Raw genomic sequence first — 24,427 nt, 5'->3', positions numbered from 1 at the left:
CAACGCGTTTTACTGAAAAACCGCATCAGCTGATTTCGGGGCTGCTGCGCAGCCCAACGGGGGCAAGCCCCCTCGCCACGGTGATGGTGGTTATCCGTCAGAAATCCTTACACAGGCGCAGTGCGTCGTAGATCGCTGCGTGCGTGTTGCGCTGCGCCACGCAGTCGCCGATGCGGAACAGCAAGTAGCCGTCGCCCGCCGTCTTTTCATCAAGAGTTTTCAGCGAAGGCTGCGGCTGGATCGCGAACAGGGCTTCGATATCCATCTGGCCTTTGTTGCGCGACGCCTCCTTCAGCGCGTAATAGATTTCTTCGTCCGGACGCACGCCGTTTTCGACGACGACCTGGTCCACCACCCGCTCCTCTTTGGCGCCGGTGTATTCGTTCTCCAGCACCGCCACCAACTTGTCGCCTTCGCGGTAAACCTTCTCGAGCATCATGTCGCCGGTCATGATCACTTCTTTCGGGTACATGCTGCGGTAGTAGGTAGGGAACGAGGTGCCGCCAATCGCCACGCCTGGTTTGATGTCGTCGGTGACTATCTCGACCTGGCAGCCCTTGTCGGCCAGATAGTCGGCGGTCGACATCCCGGTGAATTCACAAATGGTGTCGTAGACCAGCACGTTTTTGCCCGGCGCCACTTTGCCGTCGAGGATGTCCCAACTGCTGACCACCAAACCTTCCGCCGCGCCCCAATGCTCGTTCTGCTCGATGAATGGATGGCCGCCGACGGCGAGCACCACCACGTCCGGGCGCAGATCAAGAATGGTCGCCGCATCCGCCGCCACGCCCAGGCGCAGATCGACTTTCAGCCGCGCCAGCTCCAGTTGGAACCAGCGCGTGATCCCAGCAATCTGGTCGCGTTGCGGAGCTTTCGACGCCGTAGTGATTTGCCCGCCGATGAATTCTTTTTTCTCGAACAGCGTCACGTCATGGCCACGTTCGGCCGAGACACGCGCCGCCTCCATCCCCGCCGGACCGGCACCGACCACCACGACTTTGCGTTTGACTCCGGTCGATTTCTCGATGATGTGCGGCACGCCCATGTATTCACGGGAAGTCGCGGCGTTCTGGATGCACAGCACGTCCAGGCCCTGGTACTGACGGTCAATGCAGTAGTTGGCGCCGACGCATTGTTTGATCTGGTCGACCTGACCCATTTTGATCTTGGCGATCAGGTGCGGATCGGCGATGTGCGCGCGGGTCATGCCGACCATGTCGACGTAGCCGCCCTCGAGAATCCGCGTGGCCTGGTTCGGGTCTTTGATGTTCTGCGCGTGCAGCACCGGGGCCTTGACCACTTCCTTGATCCCGGCAGCCAGGTGCAGGAATGGCTCCGGTGGATAACTCATGTTGGGGATAACGTTGGCCAGAGTGTTGTGCGTATCGCAACCCGAACCGACGACGCCGATGAAGTCGATCATGCCGGTGTCGTCGTAGTACTTGGCGATCTGTTTCATGTCCTCGTGGGACAAGCCGTCCGGGTGGAATTCATCGCCGCACAGGCGCAGGCCGACACAGAAATCCGCACCGACTTCGGCGCGCACAGCCTTCAATACCTCGAGGCCGAAACGCATGCGGTTCTCGAAGCTGCCACCCCATTCATCGGTGCGCTTGTTGACGCGCGGGCTCCAGAACTGATCGATCATGTGCTGGTGCACCGCGGACAATTCGATGCCATCCAGACCACCGGCCTTGGCGCGGCCCGCCGCTGTGGCGTAGTTGCCAATGACCCGCCAGATTTCTTCCGGCTCGATGGTTTTGCAGGTCGCACGGTGCACCGGTTCACGGATGCCCGACGGCGACAGCAGGGTTGGCCAATGCTCGCCGTCCCAGCGCGAGCGGCGGCCCATGTGGGTAATCTGGATCATGATCTTGGCGCCATGCTTGTGCATGGCGTCGGCCAGGTTCTGGAAATGCGGGATGATCCGGTCGTCAGCCAGGTTGACCGATTTCCACCAGCCTTGCGGGCTGTCGATGGCCACACTGGAAGAACCGCCGCAAATCGCCAGGCCGATCCCGCCCTTGGCTTTCTCTTCGTAATACTTGACGTACCGGTCGGTGGTCATGCCGCCGTCGGTCGCGTAGACCTCGGCGTGCGCGGTGCTGAGCACGCGGTTGCGGATGGTCAATTTGCCGATCTGGATCGGCTGGAACATTGCTTCGAAAGCCATGGCGGGTTCCTCGACTTACAACGGCTTGACGGTGAACAAACCGTCGTCGTGGCCTTCTTCGGAGCCACCGTAGACTTGCTCGGCAACCGTGCGAATGCTGCTGCCGCGCGCTTGCAGAATCTGGTCCATGGCACCGGCAAACCAACCGGTGAACATGTAGTCGACTTTGCGCCCGACCTTGCCGTAGACGTAGACGAATGCCGAGTGTTCGAGCTTGACGCTGGCGATGCCTTTATCGAGGTCGATGTCTTGGATCTTGAACAGGCCCCAGCCGCGTTGCGACAGGCGCTTCATGTAGTGCTCGAACACCGCAACGCCTTCCAGGCCGTGGCATTCAGCTTCTTTCTCGCACCAATGCCAGGCGGATTTGTAGCCGGCCTTGTAGAGGATTTCGGCGTAGGCGTCGGCGCCCAGCACTTCTTCGATGCCCATGTGGTTGTTGACGAAGAAATGACGCGGCACGTACAGCATCGGCAGGGCGTCGGAGGTCCAGACACCGGTTTCGCTGTCGACTTCGATTGGCAATTGCGGGGCGATCTTGGCCATGGAAACTTAACTCCAGAAAATTCGTGGTGTGTTTTGCGTATGTAGCAGCTGCCGAGCCTGCGAGGCTGCGTTGGGCTGCGAAGCGGCCCCCCAAGGGCGGTCCTGCGGACCGCGACGCAGCCTCGTGCCTCGGCAGCTGCTACAAAAGATCGTTATTCACAAGGGATCGTTATTCACTCGCCCCAGACGTCTTTGAGAACGCTGACCCAGTTATCGCCCATGATCTTGCGCACTACTCGCTCGGGGTGGCCGCGCTTGAGCAGCGTTTCGGTCAGGTTCGGGAACTCGCCGACGGTGCGGATGCCCAGCGGGTTGATAATCTTTCCGAAGCTGGTGAGGCGTCGCGCGTAGCCCTTGTCGTGGGTCAGCATTTCGAAGAAATCCTGGCCGTGACCCTGGGTGAAGTCGGTGCCGATGCCGATCGCATCTTCGCCAACGATGTTCATGGTGTATTCGATCGCTTCGGCGTAGTCGTCGATGGTCGAATCAATGCCCTTGGCGAGAAACGGCGCGAACATGGTCACGCCGACAAAACCGCCGTGGTCGGCAATGAACTTCAGTTCTTCATCGGACTTGTTGCGCGGGTGCTCTTTGAGGCCCGACGGCAGGCAGTGGGAATAGCAGACTGGCTTTTTCGATTCGAGGATGACTTCTTCGGAAGTCTTGGAGCCGACGTGGGACAGGTCGCACATGATGCCGACGCGGTTCATTTCGGCGACGATTTCGCGACCGAAACCCGACAGCCCGCCATCACGTTCGTAGCAACCGGTGCCGACCAGATTCTGCGTGTTGTAGCACATCTGCACCACGCCAACGCCGAGCTGCTTGAAGATCTCGACATAGCCGAGCTGGTCCTCGAACGCATGAGCATTCTGGAAGCCGAAAATGATCCCGGTCTTGCCCTGCTCCTTGGCTTTGCGGATGTCGGCGGTGGTTTTCACCGGGATCACCAGGTCGCTGTTCTCGCGGATCAGCTTCTGGCTCGCGGCGATGTTATTGATCGTGGCCTGGAAGCCTTCCCACACCGACACTGTGCAGTTGGCTGCGGTCAGACCGCCCTTGCGCATGTCTTCGAACAGGTCGCGGTTCCACTTGGCGATAATCAGCCCGTCGATAACGATGCTGTCGGCGTGCAATTCGGCTGGGCTCATCAGGCAGTCCCCTATTAGCGATTCGTGCGCCGAATCGTGTGCCGGCGCTTTGGGGCCAGCATATGCCTGAGCACCGGGGCAGCCGGGTGCAAAAACGACAGGGGGTTTGCCGAAAGCGTCAATCCGCGACAAAGGGTCGTCGTTGAACGTGGCGCGCCACCTGTTCAAGGACCTGCGCATGGGCCAGAATTCGGCGCATCACTGGATGCTTACTGGATTTAGGGCGACTCAATGAAATCGATCTTCCTGGCAATGGCACTGATAGCGACCGGCGTACACGCGGCAGAAGAATCCGACAACAACCCCTGCGATGCCGTCGAAAACGACATACAGACCCTGGAATGCTCAGTCTACGGCCGCACCACCGCCGAAGACCTGCTCAAGGAAAACGTCCAGAGCCTCAACGATAGCCTGCAAACGACCTACGGCAAAAACAAGGCCCAGCTGAACGACATCAGCGAAAAACTCAAAGTCGCCCAACAGCAATGGCTGAAAACCCGCGACGCCGACTGCGCCGTGGAAGCGTTCCCGGCGACCAGCGGCAGCCAGGCCTTCACCATTGCGCAGAATGATTGCGTGGCAAGAATGAGCGATGAACGGTCGGAGTTTTTGGAGTCGATTTCGCAGGAGTGAGGATGTAATGGAAAACAATGTGATCCCCCACTAAGTAGTCAGGAATTCCCAATGAACATCTGCGGCATTGAAATCAAAGGCAGCGAAGCGATCATCGCCGTGGCCTCCCTCGACGGTCAGGCCTTAAGCCACGTTGCTTTGGCGACCAAGAAAATCGCTCTGGACGATGACGACGAAGCGGCGAACGTCAAAGTCTTCGCCGCTCAGGTTGCCTCGTTTGTTCGGGAGAATTCGGTCGACCGGATCGCGATCAAGAAGCGCAGCAAGAAAGGCGAGTTTGCCGGTGGGCCGACGACGTTCAAGATCGAAGGGATTTTTCAGCTATTGGAGAGTTGCGAGGTGACGCTCTTGTCTCCGCAGACGATCAATGCCCAGGCCAAGAAGCACAATTTCGAGCTGCCGGCGACGCTGAACAAGTATCAGCATGAAGCCTATAAAGCGGCGTGCTCGGCGCTGATGAAGAAGTAGAAACTTTCCACTGATCATGCCCTGGCGGTGCGGCGATCCTCCCGCGGGCAGCGCTCAAACCGTGCGCGGTAGCTGCGGGTGAAATACGACGGCGACTCAAACCCGCAGGCGATGCTCACTTCCAGCACGCTGAGGTCGGTCTGGCGCAACAGTTGCCGGGCTTTTTCCAGCCGTAGTCGCAGATAAAAATTGCTCGGTGTGTCGTTCAGGTGCAGGCGAAACAACCGCTCCAACTGCCGCCGCGTCACTTTGATCGACTCCGCCAATTGCAGCGTGCTCAGCGGCGGCTCGCTGTGCAGTTCCATCTCGCCGATCACCTGAACCAGTTTCTTGTTGCGAATCCCGTAGCGCGTGGCGACTTCCATGCGCTGGTGGTCTTTGCGCGGGCGGATGCGCCCGAGCACAAACTGTTCGCTGACCTGGATCGCCAGCTCCGGGCCGTGGGCCTGGGCGATGAGGTCGAGCATCAGGTCGATGGACGCGGTGCCGCCAGCACAAGTGATGCGGCGGCGGTCGATTTCGAACAGTTCCTGGGTGACGCTGAGCTGTGGATAAGACTCTTTGAAGGCGTCGATGGCTTCCCAGTGCAGCGTCAGGCGATGGCCGTCGAGCAAACCGGCGTCGGCGAGGACAAAACTGCCGGTGTCGATGGCGCCGAGGGTCACGCCGTCGTTGTCCAGTCGGCGCAGCCAATGCTGCAGCGTCGGCGTGGCGAATTTCAGCGGTTCAAAACCGGCGACCACCAATAAAGTCGCGCCTTTCTTCAGCGGTTCCAGCGCCGCGTCGGCGTTGACCGACATGCCGTTGCTGGCCAATACCGCGCCGCCGTCGGCGCTCAACACGTGCCAGCGATACAGCTCGCCGCGAAAGCGATTGGCGACCCGCAACGGCTCGATCGCCGAGATGAAACCGATGGCGGAAAAACCCGGCATCAACAAGAAATAGAAATCCTGGGACATGGAGCGCACTCGACTGGCAGGTAACGAGAGGTCGACTAGCGTGGGGACGTTGATACGCCAGTTGTCGATGGCATTCAAGGGCGCAGGTCGCTGCAGTGCAAGAGCTGGTCGCCATAGTGCGCTTTCACGGGGGCATTGCTGCGTAACTTGGCATCACCGGTGCGCAGATGCCGGGAACCACAATAACGTATGCCGAGGAAACCGACATGAAACGACTGATCAGCAGCTGTGTTCTTGCACTCAGCGGTACCGCTTTCTTCAGCGCCAGCGTCATGGCGGCCGAACCTGCGTCGTGCCAGAACGTGCGCATGGGCGTGGTCAACTGGACCGACGTGATCGCCACCAGCGCCATGACCCAGGTCCTGCTCGATGGCCTCGGCTACAAAACCAAACAGACCAGCGCGTCCCAGCAAATCATTTTCGCCGGGATTCGTGACCAGCGCCTCGACCTGTTCCTCGGCTACTGGAACCCGTTGATGACCCAGACCATCACCCCGTTCGTCGATGCCAAACAGGTGAAAGTGCTGGAAGCGCCAAGCCTCAAGGATGCCCGCGCGACCCTCGCGGTGCCGACCTATCTCGCCGACAAGGGCCTGAAAACCTTCGCCGACATCGCCAAGTTCGAAAAAGAACTGGGCGGCAAAATCTACGGCATCGAGCCTGGCTCGGGCGCCAACACCCAGATCAAAGCGATGATCGCGAAGAACCAGTTCGGCCTCGGCAAGTTCCAGTTGGTCGAGTCGAGCGAGGCCGGCATGCTCGCGGCGGTGGATCGCGCCGTGCGCCGCAAGGAGGCCGTGGTGTTCTTCGGTTGGGCGCCGCACCCGATGAACGTCAACGTGCAGATGACGTACCTGACCGGCAGCGAAGATGCGCTCGGGCCGAACGAAGGCATGGCAACCGTGTGGACCGTCACCTCGCCGAACTACGCGCAGCAATGCCCGAACATCGGCCGTTTGCTCAGCAACCTGACTTACACCGCCGAAGACGAGAGCCGGATGATGCAACCGCTGCTCGATCACAAAGATGCTTTCGAATCGGCCAAGCAATGGCTCAAGGATCACCCGCAGGACAAGCAGCGCTGGCTCGAAGGTGTGACCACGTTCGATGGCAAACCAGCGGCTGAAAACCTGTCATTGACCAGTAAATAAACCCGATTGAACCACCGAATCGCAGCCTACACGGGCTGCGAACGGAATCATCACGCCTGTAAGGAATCGCTAAATGAACCACGACGTCATCATCACCTGCGCACTCACCGGTGCTGGCGACACGAGCGCCAGAAGCCCACACGTGCCGGTCACCCCGAAACAAATCGCTGCCGCTGCGGTGGAAGCGGCCAAGGCCGGCGCAACCGTGGTGCATTGCCACGTTCGCGACCCGCAAACCGGCAAGTTCAGCCGTGACGTAGCGCTGTACCGCGAAGTCATGGAGCGCATCCGCGAGGCGGACATCGACATCATCGTCAACCTCACCGCCGGCATGGGCGGCGACCTTGAAATCGGTGGCGGCGAGAACCCGATGGAGTTCGGCCCGAACACCGATCTGGTCGGCCCGCTGACCCGTCTGGCCCACGTCGAAGAGTTGCTGCCGGAAATCTGCACGCTCGATTGCGGCACGCTGAATTTTGGCGATGGCGACACCATTTATGTGTCGACGCCGGCGCAGTTGCGGGCCGGCGCCAAGCGGATTCAAGAGCTGGGCGTGAAGCCAGAACTGGAGATTTTCGACACCGGTCACCTGTGGTTCGCCAAGCAGATGATCAAGGAAGGTTTGCTCGACGACCCGCTGTTCCAGTTGTGCCTGGGCATCCCGTGGGGCGCGCCGGCCGACACCACCACCATGAAAGCCATGGTCGATAACCTGCCGGCGAATGCGGTGTGGGCCGGGTTTGGCATCGGCCGCATGCAAATGCCGATGGCCGCGCAAGCGGTGCTGCTCGGCGGCAACGTGCGGGTCGGGCTGGAGGACAACTTGTGGCTGGACAAAGGCGTGTTGGCGACCAATGGGCAATTGGTTGAACGCGCCAGCGAAATCCTCAGCCGCCTCGGCGCCCGCGTCCTCACGCCGGCAGAAGGCCGGACAAAAATGGGCCTGACCAAGCGCGGTTGATCCCCTTAAACACATAACCTGTGGGAGCACAGCTTGCTCGCGATAGCGGTATTCCAATCGCAGAAGATGTGCCGGATGTTCCGACGCCATCGCGAGCAAGCTTTGCTCCCACAGGCGTTCACCGAATCAATTCAGGAAGTCGCCATGAGCTTTATCACCGAAATCAAAACCTTCGCCGCACTCGGCAGCGGTGTCATCGGCAGTGGCTGGGTGTCTCGCGCCCTCGCCCACGGCCTCGACGTGGTGGCCTGGGACCCGGCGCCGGGTGCCGAAGCGGCATTGCGCAAACGCGTCGCGAACGCCTGGGGCGCGCTGGAGAAACAAGGCCTGGCGCCCGGTGCAGCGCAAGATCGCCTGCGTTTTGTCGCGACCATTGAAGAGTGCGTGCGCGACGCCGATTTCATTCAGGAAAGCGCCCCGGAACGCCTCGAACTGAAACTCGAACTGCACGGCAAAATCAGCGCCGCAGCCAAACCCAACGCGTTGATCGGCTCCAGCACCTCAGGGCTGTTGCCGAGCGAGTTCTACGAAGGTTCGACGCATCCGGATCGCTGCGTGGTCGGGCACCCGTTCAACCCGGTTTACCTGCTGCCGCTGGTGGAAGTGGTCGGCGGCAAGAATACTGCGCCGGAGGCCATTCAAGCGGCGATAAAAGTCTATGAATCCTTGGGCATGCGTCCGCTGCACGTGCGCAAGGAAGTGCCGGGATTTATCGCCGACCGCTTGCTCGAAGCATTGTGGCGCGAGGCGCTGCACCTGGTGAATGACGGCGTCGCGACCACCGGTGAAATCGACGATGCGATCCGTTTTGGCGCCGGCCTGCGCTGGTCGTTCATGGGCACGTTTTTGACTTACACACTGGCGGGCGGCGATGCCGGGATGCGTCACTTCATGGCCCAGTTCGGTCCGGCATTGAAGCTGCCGTGGACCTACCTGCCGGCCCCGGAACTGACCGACAAATTGATTGATGACGTGGTCGACGGCACCGCCGACCAGCTCGGCTCGCACAGCATTTCGGCGCTGGAACGCTACCGTGATGATTGCCTGCTGGCGGTGCTCGAAGCGGTGAAAACCACCAAAGAAAAGCATGGGATGGCGTTCGCCGACTGATAGCGATCGGCTTGAAATCCACCCCTCACCCTAACCCTCTCCCCAGAGGGGAGAGGGGACTGACCGAGGTGTTTTTGGAGCTCCATCGACCTGAGTTATCGAGTCGGACTCAAGCTTGAAAGCCATGGAGATCTGCCCCCTTTCCCCCTCTCCCCTGTGGGGAGAGGGAACTGACCGAGGTGTTCTTGGAGCTCCATCGACCGGGGATATCGAGTCGGACTCAAGCTTGAAAGGCATGGAGATCTGCCCCCTTTCCCCCTCTCCCCTGTGGGGAGAGGGAACTGACCGAGGTGTTCCTGGAGCTCCATCGACCGGAGTTATCGAGTCGGACTCAGGCTTGAAAGGCATGGAGATCTGCCCCCTTTCCCCCTCTCCCCTGTGGGGAGAGGGGACTGACCGAGGTGTTTTTGGAGCTCCATCGACCGGAGATATCGAGTCGGACTCAGGCTTGAAAGGCATGGAGATCTGCCCCCCTTTCCCCCTCTCCCCTGTGGGGAGAGGGAACTGACCGAGGTGTTCTTGGAGCTCCATCGTCCGGAGATATCGAGTCGGACTCAGGCTTGAAAGGCATGGAGATCTGCCCCCTTTCCCCCTCTCCCCTGTGGGGAGAGGGCTGGGGTGAGGGGTGGATCTTGAACACAAACAAACTCCCAAGACTGGAACCAAAATCATGCCCGCACTCACCACCTATCAAACCCGAATCATCCCCGACTGGGTCGATTACAACGGCCACCTGCGCGATGCCTTCTACCTGCTGATATTCAGCTACGCCACCGACGCGCTGATGGATCGCCTGGGCATGGACAGCAGCAACCGCGAAGCCAGCGGCAACTCGCTGTTCACCCTCGAACTGCACCTCAACTACCTGCACGAAGTGAAGCTCGACGCCGACGTCGAAGTGCACACGCAAATCATCGCCCACGACAGCAAACGCCTGCACCTCTACCACAGCCTGCATCTGGTGGGCGGTGACAAGGAACTGGCCGGCAACGAGCAAATGCTGTTGCACGTCGACCTCGCCGGGCCGCGTTCCGCACCGTTCAGTGCCGACACCTTGAGCAAACTGCAAACCATCGTCGCCGACCAAAGCGACCTGCCAAGCCCTGACTACGTCGGCCGAGTGATTGCTTTACCGCAAAAAAAATCGGGATGAAATGAGTTGTTGACGCGCATTCCCGTGCTGCAACGCTAGACCGCGTTTTCGTTCTTCGCGGGCAAGCCTCGCTCCTACGGGCGTACCTCTGTAGGAGCGAGGCTTGCCCGCGAAAGCGTCAGCCGAGACACCCAATCCCTTCCTGATCCACAGCCAAAAAAAACCCCGATCAAGCCGTGACTTGATCGGAGCTGAGGAGGGTACTTTTGAGGAGCTGTTGCGCGAGGGTGACCAAACCGTCGTGGTGCCAGCTGAGTCCAGTGTGCCTAACCTCACCCATCGCAAGTTAGCCGAAAACGACCTGTTCATAGGTATTGCGGCCATGGCGACAAATCGCCCTTGCCCAGACCCCATCGCGCTACGAGAATCGAGCCACACGACACCGTTCCCTGAAGAAGGATTGCGTCATGATGCACGCCGATTTAATTGACCAGGAAGACCTGTTGGGCCAACTGAAAGCGCTGGGTTTTCAAGTGCCGAGCGGCGCCACGGCCGAGCAGGCTTGTGAGTGTGCGGTGCGCGGGCTGGACGATGTCCGGGCATTTGAATTGCGCAAGATGGTCAAGGACATGTACACCAGCGGCGCGAGCATCCAGCCGATGGTACGCCAGGCGATCGACAAGCAATTATTGCCGGCGCTGGCGGAGTATCAGCAGAAGTCGTAGCGACTGATAAATCCAATCGCGAGCAAGCTCGCTCCCACAGAAGATCGCATATCCCTGTGGGAGCGAGCTTGCTCGCGATGAAGGCCCCTCGGCCTAGAGCCTTACGCTGGCAAAAGTCGATTCATTACGCGCCTGACTCAGCGCCGACAGCGGCCCGGACAGCGGCGACAGCACCAGTGCTTGCGGCAGCGGCATCATCGCCACTTGCTGCGTGGTGTTGGAACCGACGCGTTCGTCGCGCGGCGGAATGCCGAAGTACTCGCGGTAGCACTTGGAGAAGTGCGGCGTCGAGACAAACCCGCACACCGACGCTACTTCGATGATCGACATCGGCGTTTGCTTGAGCAACTGCCGGGCGCGGATCAAGCGCAGTTTCAGGTAATAACGCGACGGCGAACAGTGCAGGTATTTCTGGAACAGCCGCTCCAACTGACGGCGCGAAACGGCGACGTACACCGCCAGCTCATCCAGATCGATCGGCTCTTCCAGATTGGCTTCCATCAGCGCGACGATTTCCTGCAGCTTCGGCTGATTGGTGCCGAGCATGTGCTTGAGCGGCACGCGCTGGTGATCCTGCTCGTTGCGGATGCGTTCGTAGACAAACATCTCGGAAATCGCCGCCGACAGTTCGCGGCCATGATCGCGGCTGATCAGGTGCAGCATCATGTCCAGCGGCGCGGTGCCGCCGGAGCTGGTGAAACGGTTGCGGTCGAGGGTGAACAAACGAGTGCTCATGGCCACGCGCGGGAAGGCTTCCTGCATCGAGGCCAGGCATTCCCAGTGCACGCTGCAATCAAAACCATCGAGCAGACCGGCGCACGCCAGCGCCCAGCTACCAGTGCACACCGCGCCCAGGCGCTTGGACTGGCGCGCCTGGCTTTGCAGCCACGACACGTGTTCGCGAGTGACCGTGCGCTGAATGCCGATGCCGCCGCAGACGATGATGGTGTCCAGGCTTGGTGCTTTGTGCATCGAGCAATCGGGGGTGATTTGCAGACCATCGCTGGCCCAGACCTGGCCACCGTCAACGGTGAGTGTGGTCCAGCGATACAGCTCGCGGCCGGACAATTGGTTGGCCATACGCAGAGGTTCTACTGCGGAGGCCAGAGAAATTAGCGTGAAATTGTCCAGCAGCAGAAAGCCGATGGATTGAGGCGCACGGTTCTGGGGTTGGGCCCCGGAGTTGAACGTCGTCATCGCGGTATCTCCTCACACAAAGCGGGTGATGGCCTCAGGCGGAGGCTCTTGTTATTGCCATCGTTCTCGCGTGGGAGACGGGCTTTGTAATGACAGAGCAATTGCCATGCCTAAAATTGAATGGCCGTTCAATAACTCCTGAAAACGACGTCGCGGTGCGTCTATATAAGCCTTGCGCGAAGTGGGGGTTATAAGTGCCATCAGCGCCGGCAAATGCGCCGCGCAAAAGGCTGTGAGCAAATCGGTAGCACTTGTGGGAACAGGGCTGCGGCGCCTTGCAACAGAATGTCACCGCAAGCACAGGTGACAGGCGGTATTGGCCAGCCAGGAGCGCTGATCAGGGATCTGTCACTTATCTGTAAGCGACGCGCCAAAACGTGGCGCGTTTTGATTGCGGTGTGCACTTAGCGCGCAGTTTTGACTGGTCTTCTCTGGCAAATGACCTTTCTGTGGCGAGGGGATTTATCCCCGTTCGGCTGCGCAGCAGTCGTAAAGATTCTGGGGCCGCTTCGCGACCCAACGGGGATAAATCCCCTCGCCACAAAAGCCCCTCGCCACAGGGCAACTCGGTTTCAACACTCCACCGCGCTGACCGCCAAGCCGCCGCGCGAGGTTTCTTTGTATTTGTCGTGCATGTCGGCGCCGGTGTCGCGCATGGTGCGGATCACCCGGTCCAGCGAAATAAAGTGCTGGCCGTCGCCGCGCAAGGCCATTTGTGCGGCGTTGATCGCTTTCACCGCGGCAATCGCGTTGCGCTCGATGCACGGCACTTGCACCAGGCCGCCGACCGGGTCGCAGGTCAGGCCGAGGTTGTGTTCCAGGCCAATTTCCGCGGCGTTGCACAACTGCTCCGGGGTCGCGCCGAGAATCTCCGCCAGCCCCGCCGCCGCCATCGCGCACGCCGAACCCACTTCGCCCTGGCAACCGACTTCGGCGCCAGAGATCGAGGCGTTTTTCTTGCACAGGATCCCCACCGCCGCGGCGCTGAGGAAATAGTCGACCACGTTCGCCTCCGTCACCACTTCGCTGAACTTCATGAAGTAATGCAGCACCGCCGGAATGATTCCCGCCGCGCCGTTAGTCGGTGCCGTGACCATGCGCCCGCCGGCCGCGTTCTCTTCGTTGACCGCCAGTGCAAAAAGATTGACCCATTCCATCGCGCTTAACGTCGAGCCGATCACATTGGGCTTGCCCAATTCCTGAAGACTGCGATGCAACTTGGCCGCGCGCCGCCGCACGTTCAAACCGCCAGGCAAGATGCCTTCGTGCTTGAGCCCTTGCTCGACGCAATCCTGCATGGCGCGCCAGAGTTTCATCAGCCCGGCGCGGATTTCATCTTCGCTGCGCCAGACCTTTTCGTTGGCCATCATCAGCTCGGCGACGCGCAGATCGTGCGTCTGGCACAGCGCAAGCAATTCCACCGCGCTGGAAAAATCGTAAGGCAGTTCGGTGCGATCCAGATCCACCACGCCGCTGGAGGCTTGCGCCTCATCGACGACAAAACCACCGCCAATCGAATAGTAGGTGTCGCGATGCAGTTCGCCGTTTTCGCCTTCTACAATCAACGTCATGGCGTTCGGGTGAAACGGCAGGTTTTCATCGATCAGACGCATGTCGCGGGCCCAGATGAACGGCACCGGCAAACGACCGTCGAGGTACAGCGTGCCGGTCTCGCGCAGGCTGGCGATGTGGATGCCGATTTGCGACGGATCGATCGCGTCCGGCCACTCGCCCATCAGGCCCATGATCACCGCGTTATCGCTGCCGTGACCGATGCCAGTGGCGGATAACGAGCCGTAGAGCTGAACTTCGACACGCCTTGTTTGTTCCAAAAGACCCTGCTCACGCAAACCTTGCACGAACAGCGCGGCCGCTCGCATCGGGCCGACGGTGTGCGAACTGGAAGGGCCGATGCCGATTTTGAACAGGTCGAAAACGCTGATAGCCATTACTGCCGAACTCCTGGATGTACCCGATCCAGGCGCAAAAGCGCCCAGTGACGAAGCTGCTACGCTCAAGCTGCAATCCGCCGCAATGGCTGCATCATCGGGCTTTTGCGGTGTCGTTCGACGTCTCACACCGACGCACTCATGTCCACCAACGCCGCGGGTCTTTGACGCTGCGCTTTCGCCGTTTTTTAGCGGTGCAGAGCGGCAAACAGGGCTGAAAAAAGCTGTAAACGACGTCACCGACACTGGATGCGACCATCCCTGTACTGGTTACGACGCCCCCTGTAGGCGTCAGATTTTCACTGGTACATGATCGTATCGACTCGATTGCAAGGCGCCGCGGTAGAGCAGTCTGAAAAACGCCACCCAACCGCAACCTATAAGTGCGGTGGTCCAATCGGAACACTGCCGAAAAAAACAACCAAGGAGTCCATCCATGAAAGGTTCCCCCTCGCTGTTGTTGGCCGCCATGCTGAGTCTGCCGTTATTGGCGCAAGCCGCAGAACCAGCTCAGTGCAGCACCGTAAATTTCTCTGATGTCGGCTGGACCGACATTACCGCGACTACCGCGACCACCAGCGTTGTCCTCAACGCCCTCGGCTACAAAACCAAAACCACGATGATTTCCGTGCCGGTGACCTACAAGTCGCTGGCCGACGGCAAAAACATGGACGTGTTCCTCGGTAACTGGATGCCGACCATGGAAAACGACATCAAGGCCTACCGCGAAGCGGGCACCGTCGACACCGTGCGCACCAACCTGACCGGCGCCAAATACACCCTCGCGGTGCCGCAAGCGCTCTACGACAAAGGCCTGCATGACTTCGCCGACATCGCCAAATTCAAGAAAGAGCTCGACGGCAAGATCTACGGCATCGAGCCGGGCAACGACGGTAACCGGCTGATCCAGAGCATGATCGACAAGGATGCCTTCGGCCTCAAAACCGCCGGTTTCAAAGTCGTCGAATCAAGTGAAGCGGGGATGCTCTCGCAGGTTGATCGCGCGCAGAAACGCCAAACCGCCGTGGTCTTCCTCGGCTGGGCGCCGCACCCGATGAACAAGCGCTTCAAGATCCAGTACCTGACCGGCGGCGATGACTTCTTCGGCCCTGATTTCGGCGCCGCCACCGTCGCCACCAACACCCGCAAGGATTATGTCCAGGAATGCAGCAACGTCGGCACGCTGCTGAAAAACCTGGAGTTCACCGTGGACATGGAAAGTGCGCTGATGGGCAACATCCTGGATGACAAGATGAAACCTGACGCCGCTGCCAAGGCCTGGCTGAAAAAGAATCCACAGGTGCTTGATACCTGGCTCGCAGGCGTGACCACCATTGACGGTAAACCAGGCCTGGAGGCCGTGAAAGCCAAGCTCGACCAGCCTTGAATTAAGGAGCATCGCTTACGCCGGGCGGCTCACGCCGTCCGGGCTGTTTATTTCCTTGCATGCGGACGTTCATTACCATGCTGATTGATCAGAAAATCCCTTTAGGCCAGTACATCGCAGGCTTCGTTGAATGGTTGACGCAACACGGCGCCAACACCTTCGACGCCATCGCCGTGTCACTGGAAACGATGATCCACGGCGTGACTTTCGCGCTGACCTGGTTCAACCCGCTGGCATTGATCGGCCTCATTGCACTGATTGCACATTTGATCCAACGAAAGTGGGGGCTGACGGTTTTCGTCATCGCTTCCTTTCTGCTGATCCTCAATCTGGGGTACTGGCAGGAAACCATGGAAACCCTCGCCCAGGTGTTGTTCGCCACCCTGGTCTGCGTGGTCATCGGCGTGCCGCTTGGCATCGTCGCCGCGCACAAACCGATGTTCTACACACTGATGCGTCCGGTGCTCGATCTGATGCAGACCGTGCCGACGTTCGTGTACCTCATTCCAACCCTGACCCTCTTCGGGCTGGGTGTGGTCCCGGGCCTGATTTCGACGGTGGTGTTCGCGATTGCCGCGCCGATCCGCCTGACCTACCTGGGGATCCGCGATGTACCCGCAGAACTGCTCGACGCCGGCAAAGCCTTCGGCTGCTCGCGTCGCCAACTGCTCTCCCGTATCGAACTGCCCCACGCCATGCCAAGCATCGCGGCCGGTATCACCCAGTGCATCATGCTGTCGCTGTCGATGGTGGTGATCGCCGCACTGGTGGGCGCCGATGGCTTGGGCAAACCCGTGGTCAACGCACTGAACACCGCCGATATCGCCCTGGGCTTCGAAGCCGGGCTGGCCATCGTCCTGCTGGCGATCATGCTCGACCGTATCTGCAAACAACCCGACGCCAAAGTAGGGGGTGACGCATGAGCATTATTCGCTTCGAAGACGTCGACGTGATCTTCTCCCGAGATCCGCGTGAGGCGCTCAAACTCCTCGACCAAGGCATGACCCGCGACCAGATCCTGAAAAAAACCGGGCAGATTGTCGGCGTTGAAAAAGCCACGCTGGACATCGAGCGCGGCGAAATCTGCGTGTTGATGGGCCTTTCCGGTTCCGGCAAATCAAGCCTGCTGCGCTGCATCAACGGCCTCAACACCGTCAGCCGTGGCAAGTTGTTCGTCGAGCACGAAGGCAAGCAGATCGACATCGCTTCGTGCACCCCGGCCGAGCTGAAAATGATGCGCACCAAGCGCATTGCGATGGTGTTCCAGAAGTTCGCGCTGATGCCGTGGCTGACGGTTCGCGAGAACATCAGTTTCGGTCTGGAAATGCAGGGTCGCCCAGAGAAAGAACGGCGCAAGTTGGTCGATGAAAAACTCGAGCTGGTGGGTTTGACCCAGTGGCGCAACAAGAAGCCCGACGAGCTCTCCGGCGGTATGCAGCAACGTGTCGGCCTGGCCCGTGCGCTGGCGATGGACGCCGATATTCTGCTGATGGATGAACCGTTCTCGGCACTCGATCCGCTGATCCGCCAAGGTTTGCAGGACGAACTGCTGGAGCTGCAACGCAAGCTGAGCAAGACCATTGTGTTTGTCAGCCACGACCTCGATGAAGCACTGAAACTCGGTAGCCGGATCGCGATCATGAAGGACGGCCGGATCATCCAGTACAGCGTGCCGGAAGAAATTGTGCTCAACCCGGCGGACGATTACGTGCGTACCTTCGTCGCGCACACCAACCCGCTGAACGTGCTTTGCGGCCGCAGCCTGATGCGCACGCTGGACAACTGCAAACGCATCAATGGTTCGGTGTGTCTCGATCCGGGCGGCGATTCGTGGCTGGACCTGGCCGAGGGCAACACCATCAAGGGTGCTCGCCAGAACGGCGCCAGCATGGACTTGCAGAACTGGGCGCCGGGGCAAGCGGTTGAGGGCCTGGGCCGTCGGCCGACGCTGGTGGATTCGAACATCGGCATGCGCGATGCGCTACAGATTCGTTATCAGACCGGCAATAAACTGGTGCTGCACGACAACAACAAAGTCGTCGGCATCCTCGGCGACAGCGAGCTGTACCACGCACTGCTCGGCAAGAACCTGGGTTAAGGCAACAGACACAAAAACGCCGCGAGAGGATCGCGGCGTTTTTGTTTACGCAGATATCTAGCTATCACACCACCACTGTGGCGAGGGGGCTTGCCCCCGTTGGGTCGCGCAGCGGCCCCAAATCCAGACAGTGCGATCTTACAGATGGACCGCGCTGGCCGGGTTTACGACTGCTTCGCAGCCGAACGGGGGCAAGCCCCCTCGCCACAATGGTTCTGCGGTGCAGCGACGTGCACCGCAGTACTTCAAGTTTTAGCTATACACCCGGCCAAGGAGTTGCCGATGGCTTTCAAACTGATCGAGCACGTCACGGGTGATCTGATCCTGAGTGAAGCCCATCAAGTCGTAATCCTGGCTGCCGTTGTGCAGGTACACCTCGGCGCGGTAGTACCGAGCGCGTGGCTCTTCAGCGCTTTCCGCCGACACCCCTTCGCTCGCCGCCGCCAGATAACCGTCCAGGCTCACTTCGTAGACAAAAGGGTTGCCCTCTTCCATCTCGATCCGCAGGCCCATGCAACGCTTGGATTTACCGAGCAAGGTCTGCACTTCCAGGCCTTGAGCCTGCAACTGCGCCGCCGCATCTTCCAGCGCCGGGCTGACTTGCTTGTCCATGAAACGCTGCACGACCGACTGGTTCGGTTGCAGGTCCAGTTGGGTCAAACGCTCGCTGAAACCACGACGACCGCGTGCCGCCAGCTGCGCTTGCTCCTGTTCGACCTGCACGTCCTGACGCATCTGCTTGTGCAAACCGAACATGAAGAACACCAGCACCACCGAGAACGGCAGACCGGCCAGCACCACCATGGTTTGCATGGCTTCGAAGTTACCGGCGAACAGCAGGCCAATCGTTACCAGAGTAATCACCGCCGACCAGAAGATCCGCAGCCAGTGCGGCGCATCCTCGTCAACGTTGCCGCCTCTGCAGGAAAGGTTGGCCATCATCACCGCGCCGGAATCCGCCGGGGTCAGGAACAGCACAAAACCGACAAAGATCGACACGCCGATCACAATCTTCGACGCCGGGTAATGCTCCAGCAATTGATAGATCGCCATCGACGGCTGTTCCAGCGCGGTTTTCCCGAGCTCGACCGCGCCATGGTTCATCACCAGATCCAGCGCCGAGTTACCGAAGATCGACAACCACGCCAGGGTAAAACCCAGCGGAATCAGCAACACGCCGGCGACCAGTTCACGCACCGTGCGACCACGGGAAATACGCGCGATGAACATGCCTACGAACGGTGCCCAGGAAATCCACCAGGCCCAGTAGAACAAGGTCCACAGGCCCATCCAGCGTTCAGTCTTGGCGCCGTCGCCCTCGTACACATACAGGTCGAAGGTTTTCAGCACGATGCCGTTCATGTAGTCGCCGATGTTCTGCACAAAGCCGTTGAGCAAGTGCAGGGTCGGGCCGAACAGCAGCACGAAAATCAGCAAACCGCTGAACAGCACGATGTTCAGGTTGGACAGACGACGGATGCCGTTTTCCACGCCGGACACGGCAGCGATGGTCGCCACGGTGCTCATCACGATGATCACGATCAGCAGGTTAGTGTTGCTGTGTTCCATGCCGAACAGGTTTTCCAGCCCCGACGACACTTGCAGCGAACCAATCCCCAGGTTCGTCACCAGCCCCAGCAGCGTCACGAACATGCCGAAGCCGTCCACCGCGTGACCGGCCGCGCCTTTGACCCAGCGCTCGCCGACCAGCGGATACAGCGCCGAACGCAACGCCAGCGGTTGGTTATGCCGATACGCAAAGTACGCCACGGCGAGGCCGACCAGTGCGTAGATCGCCCAGCCGTGCAGGCCCCAATGCAGGAAGGTCAGTTGCACTGCCTGACGCGCGGCCATGTTGCTGCCGGCCACGCCTTCAGGCGGATTGAAGTAGTGGTCCAGCGGCTCGGAAGCGCCGAAGTACAACAGCGAAATGCCGATGCCCGACGAGAACAGCATCCCCGCCCAGGCGCCGTAGCTGAAGTCCGGGGTGTCGTCCTTGCTGCCCAGTTTGAGTTTGCCGTAAGAGGAAAACGCCAGGCCGACGACGAATACCAGGTAGGCGGCGATCACCACCATGTAGTACCAGCCGAAACTGCGGGACAACCAGGCCTGGGCAATACCGAGCAATCTGCCGGCCTCTTGCGGGGCGATGATCAGAATGGCGGTCAACAACAGGATCAACGCGGTAGAGGTGTAAAACACCCAACCGTTGACCGTCACCTTCTCGGGTGGGGTCTTTATAAGAGAGGCAGAACTCATGGCACAGATGCTCCAGGCAGTGCGAGAGAAGAACACAAGGCAACGCGTGACCCGACCAATCGGTTAGTTGGCAGCCGACCGGCGGGTGATATAAAGACACCCCGAAAAAGCCCGCAAACCGCAGGCAAAGCGTTGAGAACCGACGTCGCAGACCAAGCGACGGACGAATGGTCCGCCGCTTGGGCCAAAGGCGTCTTGCCCATTTCAACACGTCCGTCATCGTCGATCCGCGCCATGCCCCGCGCAGGTTTCGGGCTTTTTCAGATGTCGTTTTTCCGCCGACTACACGCGGGAAAAACCGGTAGGCAGCGACGAATTGTCGCAGATCTTATTCTTTGTTGATTGAACGTTCAATCAAAACAAAATAGACTGGCCCTCAATCCGACAGACGTTTTTCGTCCGTCGGAAGGCCTAAGGAGATGTGCAAGATGCCCAAGGTCGGTATGCAACCCATCCGCCGTCAGCAATTGATCGAAGCCACATTGCAGGCCGTCGATCAGGTTGGAATGGGGGACGCCAGCATTGCGCTGATCGCCCGTTTGGCCGGTGTCTCGAATGGCATCATCAGTCACTACTTTCAGGACAAGAACGGCCTGATTGCCGCTACGGCGCAGTACCTGATGAGTGTTCTCAGCGAGAACGTCACCGCGCGTCGTCAAGCGCTGGAAGACAGCAGCCCGAGGGCGCACCTTCAGGTGATTATCGAAGGCAACTTCGACGCCAGCCAAGTCAATGGCCCGGCAATGAAAACCTGGCTGGCCTTCTGGGCCACCAGCATGCACCACCCGTCTTTGCACAGGTTGCAGCGGATCAACGATCACCGTTTGTATTCCAACCTGTGTTGCCAGTTCCGCCGTGTATTGCCGCTCAATGATGCGCGCAGTGCAGCCCGAGGCCTGGCGGCCCTAATCGACGGTTTGTGGTTGCGCGGCGCCCTGTCGGGAGATGCTTTCGACACCGAGCAAGCGCACCGCATCGCTTACGAATACATGGATTTCCAATTGGCCAAGCAGGTGAGCTAGAGCACACATAACCGCTCAGCCCCTGAACGCCGCTGAACCGCACCGCTCCAGCTACACGGTGCGAGCAGTGGTTACCGCCAACCCACTTATGCTCTTGCGAGGACTTTATGGCCCGTTTCGAACTGCAAAAACTCTACATCGATGGCGGCTACTCCGACGCCAGCAGCGACGCCACTTTCGAAGCCATCAACCCGGCTAACGGAGAAGTCCTCGCAAACGTTCAGCGCGCGACATTCGACGACGTCGAGCGCGCTGTTGTCAGCGCTGAAAAAGGTCAGAAGATCTGGGCTGCGATGACCGCCATGGAGCGTTCGCGCATCCTGCGTCGTGCCGTCGACATCCTGCGCGAGCGCAACGATGAGCTGGCCGCGCTGGAAACCCTGGACACCGGCAAATCGTTCTCCGAAACCAAATACGTCGACATCGTCACCGGCGCCGACGTGCTGGAATACTACGCCGGCCTGGTGCCAGCGATCGAAGGCGAGCAGATCCCGTTGCGCGACACTTCTTTCGTCTACACCCGCCGCGAGCCGCTGGGCGTGGTTGCCGGTATCGGCGCGTGGAACTACCCGATCCAGATCGCCCTGTGGAAATCCGCACCTGCCCTGGCGGCCGGTAACGCGATGATCTTCAAGCCAAGCGAAGTCACCTCCCTGACCACGCTGAAACTGGCCGAGATCTACACCGAGGCTGGCGTTCCAGCGGGCGTGTTCAACGTGCTGACCGGCAGCGGCCGTGAAGTCGGCACCTGGTTGACCGAGCACCCACGCATCGAAAAAATCTCCTTCACCGGCGGCACCGACACCGGCAAGAAGGTCATGGCCAGCGCTTCGAGCTCTTCGCTCAAAGAAGTGACCATGGAACTGGGCGGCAAATCCCCGCTGATCATCTTCGACGACGCCGACCTCGATCGCGCCGCCGACACTGCGATGATGGCCAACTTCTACAGCTCCGGTCAGGTCTGCACCAACGGCACTCGCGTATTTGTTCCGACTCAGCTCAAGGCTGCGTTCGAAGCCAAGATCGCCGAGCGCGTTGCACGCATCCGCATCGGCAACCCTGAAGACGAGAACACCAACTTCGGCCCACTGGTCAGCTTTGCGCACATGGAAAGCGTGTTGGGTTACATCGCCAAGGGCAAGGAAGAAGGCGCCCGCCTGCTCTGCGGCGGCGATCGTCTGACTGAAGGCGACCTGGCCAAAGGCGCATTCGTCGCACCGACGGTGTTCACCGATTGCACCGACGAAATGACCATCGTTCGCGAAGAAATCTTCGGCCCGGTCATGGCGATCCTGACTTACGACACCGAAGAAGAAGTGATCCGTCGTGCCAACGACACCGACTTCGGCCTCGCTGCCGGCATCATCACCAAGGACCTGAACCGCGCTCACCGCGTGATTCATCAACTGGAAGCCGGTATCTGCTGGATCAACGCCTGGGGCGAGTCCGACGCGAAAATGCCGGTCGGCGGCTACAAGCAGTCGGGTGTTGGCCGTGAGAACGGGATCAGCTCGCTGAACAACTTCACACGCATCAAATCGGTACAGGTCGAACTGGGCGATTACGCCTCGGTGTTCTAAGGAACGCCCGCACAACCTGTAGCAGCTGCCGAGGAACGAGGTTGCGTTGCGCGTCCGCAGGACCGCCCCCGGGGGTCGCTGCGCACCCAACGCAGCCTCGTGCCTCGGCAGCTGCTACGGGCGACCTGACCACTTTCAATGAGGGTGCATTTTATGTCCCAAGAATACGATTACATCATCATCGGTGCCGGCTCGGCCGGTAACACCCTGGCGACCCGTCTGACTGAAGACGAAGGCGTCACCGTCCTGCTGCTCGAAGCAGGCGGCCCGGATTATCGTCTCGACTTCCGCACGCAAATGCCTGCCGCTCTGGCGTTTCCGCTGCAAGGTCGACGCTACAACTGGGCGTACGAAACCGATCCGGAACCGTACATGGACGGTCGCCGGATGGAATGCGGTCGCGGCAAAGGCCTCGGCGGTTCCTCGCTGATCAACGGCATGTGCTACATCCGCGGCAACGCGATGGACTACGACAACTGGTCGAAACTCCCAGGTCTGGAAAACTGGACTTACCTCGACTGCCTGCCGTATTTCCGCAAAGCGGAAACCCGCGACATCGGCGCCAACGACTACCACGGTGGCGACGGTCCGGTCAGCGTGACTACGCCGAAGGCTGGCAACAACCCGCTGTTCCACGCGATGGTTGAAGCCGGCGTACAAGCCGGTTACCCGCGCACCGAAGACTTGAACGGTTACCAGCAAGAAGGCTTCGGCCCGATGGACCGTACCGTCACGCCGAACGGCCGTCGTGCCAGCACCGCGCGCGGTTACCTGGACATCGCCAAGAAGCGCTCGACGCTGACCATCGTCACCCACGCCTTGACCGACAAGATTCTGTTTGAAGGCAAACGTGCGGTCGGCGTGCGTTACCTGATCGGCTCGGCAGAAGAACGTGTTGAAGCCAAGGCGCGCAAAGAAGTGCTGCTGTGCTCCGGCGCCATCGCCTCGCCGCAGATTCTGCAACGCTCCGGCGTCGGCCCGGCCGAACTGCTGAACAAGCTCGACATCCCGGTGGTCCACGACCTGCCAGGCGTCGGCGAAAACCTGCAGGATCACCTTGAGCTGTACCTGCAATACGCCTGCACCCAACCGGTTTCGCTGTACCCGTCGCTGCTCTGGTACAACCAGCCTGCGATCGGTGCCGAATGGCTGTTCAACGGCACCGGCATCGGCGCCAGCAACCAGTTCGAAGCCGGCGGTTTCATCCGTTCGCGTCCGGAATTCGAATGGCCGAACATTCAGTACCACTTCCTGCCGGTGGCGATTAACTACAACGGCAGCAACGGCGTGAAAGAGCACGGTTTCCAGGCGCACATGGGTTCCATGCGTTCGCCGAGCCGTGGTCGCATCCAGGCCAAGTCGAAGGATCCGCGCGAATACCCGAGCATCCTTTTCAACTACATGGCCACCGAGCAGGACTGGCAGGAATTCCGTGACGGCATCCGCCTGACCCGTGAAATCATGCAGCAGCCGGCACTGGATCAATACCGTGGCCGCGAAATCAGCCCGGGTATCGACGTGCAAACCGATGAGCAGCTCGACAAGTTCATCCGCGAACACGCCGAAACCGCGTTCCACCCGTCCTGCTCCTGCAAAATGGGCACCGACGAGATGGCCGTGGTTGACGCCGAGGGCCGTGTGCATGGCATGCAGAGCCTGCGTGTGGTCGATGCGTCGATCATGCCGATCATCACCACCGGCAACCTCAACGCGCCAACGATCATGATCGCCGAGAAAATCGCCGACAAGATCCGTGGCCGCCAGCCACTGCCGCGCAGCACCGCCGACTACTTCGTCGCCGGCGATGCGCCAGTGCGTGGCAAGCCGATGCGTGATGTGAGCCCGACTGCGCAGTAACACCCTTACACCGCGGTGCTGCCTTCGCGGGCAAGCCTCGCTCCTACAGGTTTTGGATTGGTTCGCCTATTTGTGATCAACCCAATCCACTGTAGGAGCGAGGCTTGC

At 60.0% G+C, this 24,427-nt stretch carries 20 protein-coding genes; 13 read left to right on the top strand and 7 right to left on the bottom strand.

What is annotated here, in order from left to right; all coding sequences use genetic code 11:
* Positions 1 to 97: 97 nt before the first annotated feature.
* From dgcA to BLU01_RS15320, 3 genes are all read right to left on the bottom strand, one after another.
* Entirely contained in the window at positions 98 to 2,173 is a 2,076-nt protein-coding gene (dgcA, locus tag BLU01_RS15330) for a dimethylglycine demethylation protein DgcA (protein ID WP_092277062.1), read from the bottom strand.
* A gap of 15 nt (positions 2,174 to 2,188) precedes the next feature.
* Positions 2,189 to 2,719: a DUF5943 domain-containing protein gene (locus BLU01_RS15325; RefSeq protein WP_092277060.1), complete on the bottom strand. Its 531-nt coding sequence runs from the start codon at positions 2,717 to 2,719 to the stop codon at positions 2,189 to 2,191.
* A gap of 173 nt (positions 2,720 to 2,892) precedes the next feature.
* The gene (locus BLU01_RS15320) at positions 2,893 to 3,870 is read right to left on the bottom strand and encodes a dipeptidase (protein WP_092277058.1); all 978 of its coding nucleotides are present in this window, start codon (positions 3,868 to 3,870) and stop codon (positions 2,893 to 2,895) included.
* A 231-nt stretch (positions 3,871 to 4,101) separates the two neighbouring features.
* Between BLU01_RS15320 and BLU01_RS15310 the strand changes: the two genes are divergently transcribed.
* Positions 4,102 to 4,503: a lysozyme inhibitor LprI family protein gene (locus BLU01_RS15310; protein WP_092277052.1), complete on the top strand. Its 402-nt coding sequence runs from the start codon at positions 4,102 to 4,104 to the stop codon at positions 4,501 to 4,503.
* A gap of 51 nt (positions 4,504 to 4,554) precedes the next feature.
* Positions 4,555 to 4,971 (top strand): DUF3010 family protein, encoded by a 417-nt coding sequence (locus BLU01_RS15305; protein ID WP_092277049.1) that lies wholly within the window; start codon positions 4,555 to 4,557, stop codon positions 4,969 to 4,971.
* Between the two features lie 14 nt (positions 4,972 to 4,985).
* On the opposite strand, the gene BLU01_RS15300 is transcribed toward BLU01_RS15305, so the two are convergent.
* On the bottom strand, positions 4,986 to 5,930 hold the full coding sequence (locus BLU01_RS15300; protein ID WP_092277045.1) for a GlxA family transcriptional regulator: 945 nt from the start codon (positions 5,928 to 5,930) through the stop codon (positions 4,986 to 4,988).
* Between the two features lie 206 nt (positions 5,931 to 6,136).
* Here BLU01_RS15300 and BLU01_RS15295 point away from each other — a divergent pair, with 206 nt between their 5' ends.
* From BLU01_RS15295 to BLU01_RS15270, 5 genes are all read left to right on the top strand, one after another.
* Positions 6,137 to 7,081 carry a choline ABC transporter substrate-binding protein gene (locus BLU01_RS15295; protein ID WP_092277042.1) on the top strand — a complete coding sequence of 315 codons (945 nt, stop codon included), beginning with the start codon at positions 6,137 to 6,139 and terminating at the stop codon, positions 7,079 to 7,081.
* A gap of 73 nt (positions 7,082 to 7,154) precedes the next feature.
* Positions 7,155 to 8,042, top strand: a complete 888-nt coding sequence (locus tag BLU01_RS15290; protein WP_092277040.1) for a BKACE family enzyme — start codon at positions 7,155 to 7,157, stop codon at positions 8,040 to 8,042.
* Positions 8,043 to 8,186: 144 nt separating this feature from the next.
* Positions 8,187 to 9,152 carry an L-carnitine dehydrogenase gene (locus tag BLU01_RS15285; RefSeq protein WP_092281624.1) on the top strand — a complete coding sequence of 322 codons (966 nt, stop codon included), beginning with the start codon at positions 8,187 to 8,189 and terminating at the stop codon, positions 9,150 to 9,152.
* Positions 9,153 to 9,822: 670 nt separating this feature from the next.
* The gene (locus BLU01_RS15280) at positions 9,823 to 10,305 is read left to right on the top strand and encodes a thioesterase family protein (protein WP_092277037.1); all 483 of its coding nucleotides are present in this window, start codon (positions 9,823 to 9,825) and stop codon (positions 10,303 to 10,305) included.
* Positions 10,306 to 10,712: 407 nt separating this feature from the next.
* A complete protein-coding gene (locus BLU01_RS15270) occupies positions 10,713 to 10,970 on the top strand; it encodes a hypothetical protein (protein ID WP_092277032.1) in 258 nt (85 codons plus the stop codon).
* A 93-nt stretch (positions 10,971 to 11,063) separates the two neighbouring features.
* Here the strand turns inward: BLU01_RS15270 and gbdR are convergent, their stop codons facing one another.
* Both gbdR and BLU01_RS15260 read right to left on the bottom strand, forming a co-directional pair.
* The gene (gbdR, locus tag BLU01_RS15265; protein WP_092277029.1) at positions 11,064 to 12,167 is read right to left on the bottom strand and encodes a choline metabolism transcriptional regulator GbdR; all 1,104 of its coding nucleotides are present in this window, start codon (positions 12,165 to 12,167) and stop codon (positions 11,064 to 11,066) included.
* Positions 12,168 to 12,739: 572 nt separating this feature from the next.
* Positions 12,740 to 14,116, bottom strand: coding sequence for an L-serine ammonia-lyase (locus BLU01_RS15260; RefSeq protein WP_092277026.1), 1,377 nt, complete (start codon positions 14,114 to 14,116; stop codon positions 12,740 to 12,742).
* A 436-nt stretch (positions 14,117 to 14,552) separates the two neighbouring features.
* Here BLU01_RS15260 and BLU01_RS15255 point away from each other — a divergent pair, with 436 nt between their 5' ends.
* The 3 genes from BLU01_RS15255 to choV all read left to right on the top strand — a co-directional run bounded on the left by BLU01_RS15255 (position 14,553) and on the right by choV (position 17,601).
* On the top strand, positions 14,553 to 15,503 hold the full coding sequence (locus tag BLU01_RS15255) for a choline ABC transporter substrate-binding protein (RefSeq protein WP_092277023.1): 951 nt from the start codon (positions 14,553 to 14,555) through the stop codon (positions 15,501 to 15,503).
* Positions 15,504 to 15,580: 77 nt separating this feature from the next.
* Positions 15,581 to 16,426: a choline ABC transporter permease subunit gene (gene choW, locus BLU01_RS15250; RefSeq protein ID WP_092277021.1), complete on the top strand. Its 846-nt coding sequence runs from the start codon at positions 15,581 to 15,583 to the stop codon at positions 16,424 to 16,426.
* Entirely contained in the window at positions 16,423 to 17,601 is a 1,179-nt protein-coding gene (gene choV, locus BLU01_RS15245; RefSeq protein ID WP_092277018.1) for a choline ABC transporter ATP-binding protein, read from the top strand. Before choW ends, choV begins: the two co-directional genes overlap by 4 nt.
* A 252-nt stretch (positions 17,602 to 17,853) precedes the next feature.
* Here choV and BLU01_RS15240 read toward each other — a convergent pair whose 3' ends face one another.
* Positions 17,854 to 19,803: a BCCT family transporter gene (locus BLU01_RS15240; RefSeq protein WP_231987167.1), complete on the bottom strand. Its 1,950-nt coding sequence runs from the start codon at positions 19,801 to 19,803 to the stop codon at positions 17,854 to 17,856.
* 485 nt (positions 19,804 to 20,288) lie between these two features.
* Between BLU01_RS15240 and betI the strand changes: the two genes are divergently transcribed.
* From betI to betA, 3 genes are all read left to right on the top strand, one after another.
* Positions 20,289 to 20,882: a transcriptional regulator BetI gene (gene betI / locus BLU01_RS15235; protein WP_092277012.1), complete on the top strand. Its 594-nt coding sequence runs from the start codon at positions 20,289 to 20,291 to the stop codon at positions 20,880 to 20,882.
* Positions 20,883 to 20,989: 107 nt separating this feature from the next.
* Positions 20,990 to 22,462 carry a betaine-aldehyde dehydrogenase gene (betB, locus tag BLU01_RS15230; protein WP_092277009.1) on the top strand — a complete coding sequence of 491 codons (1,473 nt, stop codon included), beginning with the start codon at positions 20,990 to 20,992 and terminating at the stop codon, positions 22,460 to 22,462.
* A gap of 153 nt (positions 22,463 to 22,615) precedes the next feature.
* Positions 22,616 to 24,319, top strand: coding sequence for a choline dehydrogenase (betA, locus tag BLU01_RS15225; protein WP_092277006.1), 1,704 nt, complete (start codon positions 22,616 to 22,618; stop codon positions 24,317 to 24,319).
* The last annotated feature ends 108 nt before the right edge of the window (positions 24,320 to 24,427 follow it).

The sequence above is a fragment of the Pseudomonas prosekii genome, assembly GCF_900105155.1.
GTDB lineage: Bacteria > Pseudomonadota > Gammaproteobacteria > Pseudomonadales > Pseudomonadaceae > Aquipseudomonas > Aquipseudomonas prosekii.
The sequence above is the reverse complement of the archived record's forward strand: the minus strand, read 5'-3'. Positions and strand labels throughout refer to the sequence as shown.

Coding starts and splice junctions, on each gene's coding strand:
- dgcA (WP_092277062.1), bottom strand. CDS start 2,173: ATGGCTTTCGAAGCAATGTTCCAGCCGATCCAGATCGGCAAATTGACC.
- BLU01_RS15325 (WP_092277060.1), bottom strand. CDS start 2,719: ATGGCCAAGATCGCCCCGCAATTGCCAATCGAAGTCGACAGCGAAACC.
- BLU01_RS15320 (WP_092277058.1), bottom strand. CDS start 3,870: ATGAGCCCAGCCGAATTGCACGCCGACAGCATCGTTATCGACGGGCTG.
- BLU01_RS15310 (WP_092277052.1), top strand. CDS start 4,102: ATGAAATCGATCTTCCTGGCAATGGCACTGATAGCGACCGGCGTACAC.
- BLU01_RS15305 (WP_092277049.1), top strand. CDS start 4,555: ATGAACATCTGCGGCATTGAAATCAAAGGCAGCGAAGCGATCATCGCC.
- BLU01_RS15300 (WP_092277045.1), bottom strand. CDS start 5,930: ATGTCCCAGGATTTCTATTTCTTGTTGATGCCGGGTTTTTCCGCCATC.
- BLU01_RS15295 (WP_092277042.1), top strand. CDS start 6,137: ATGAAACGACTGATCAGCAGCTGTGTTCTTGCACTCAGCGGTACCGCT.
- BLU01_RS15290 (WP_092277040.1), top strand. CDS start 7,155: ATGAACCACGACGTCATCATCACCTGCGCACTCACCGGTGCTGGCGAC.
- BLU01_RS15285 (WP_092281624.1), top strand. CDS start 8,187: ATGAGCTTTATCACCGAAATCAAAACCTTCGCCGCACTCGGCAGCGGT.
- BLU01_RS15280 (WP_092277037.1), top strand. CDS start 9,823: ATGCCCGCACTCACCACCTATCAAACCCGAATCATCCCCGACTGGGTC.
- BLU01_RS15270 (WP_092277032.1), top strand. CDS start 10,713: ATGATGCACGCCGATTTAATTGACCAGGAAGACCTGTTGGGCCAACTG.
- gbdR (WP_092277029.1), bottom strand. CDS start 12,167: ATGACGACGTTCAACTCCGGGGCCCAACCCCAGAACCGTGCGCCTCAA.
- BLU01_RS15260 (WP_092277026.1), bottom strand. CDS start 14,116: ATGGCTATCAGCGTTTTCGACCTGTTCAAAATCGGCATCGGCCCTTCC.
- BLU01_RS15255 (WP_092277023.1), top strand. CDS start 14,553: ATGAAAGGTTCCCCCTCGCTGTTGTTGGCCGCCATGCTGAGTCTGCCG.
- choW (WP_092277021.1), top strand. CDS start 15,581: ATGCTGATTGATCAGAAAATCCCTTTAGGCCAGTACATCGCAGGCTTC.
- choV (WP_092277018.1), top strand. CDS start 16,423: ATGAGCATTATTCGCTTCGAAGACGTCGACGTGATCTTCTCCCGAGAT.
- betI (WP_092277012.1), top strand. CDS start 20,289: ATGCCCAAGGTCGGTATGCAACCCATCCGCCGTCAGCAATTGATCGAA.
- betB (WP_092277009.1), top strand. CDS start 20,990: ATGGCCCGTTTCGAACTGCAAAAACTCTACATCGATGGCGGCTACTCC.
- betA (WP_092277006.1), top strand. CDS start 22,616: ATGTCCCAAGAATACGATTACATCATCATCGGTGCCGGCTCGGCCGGT.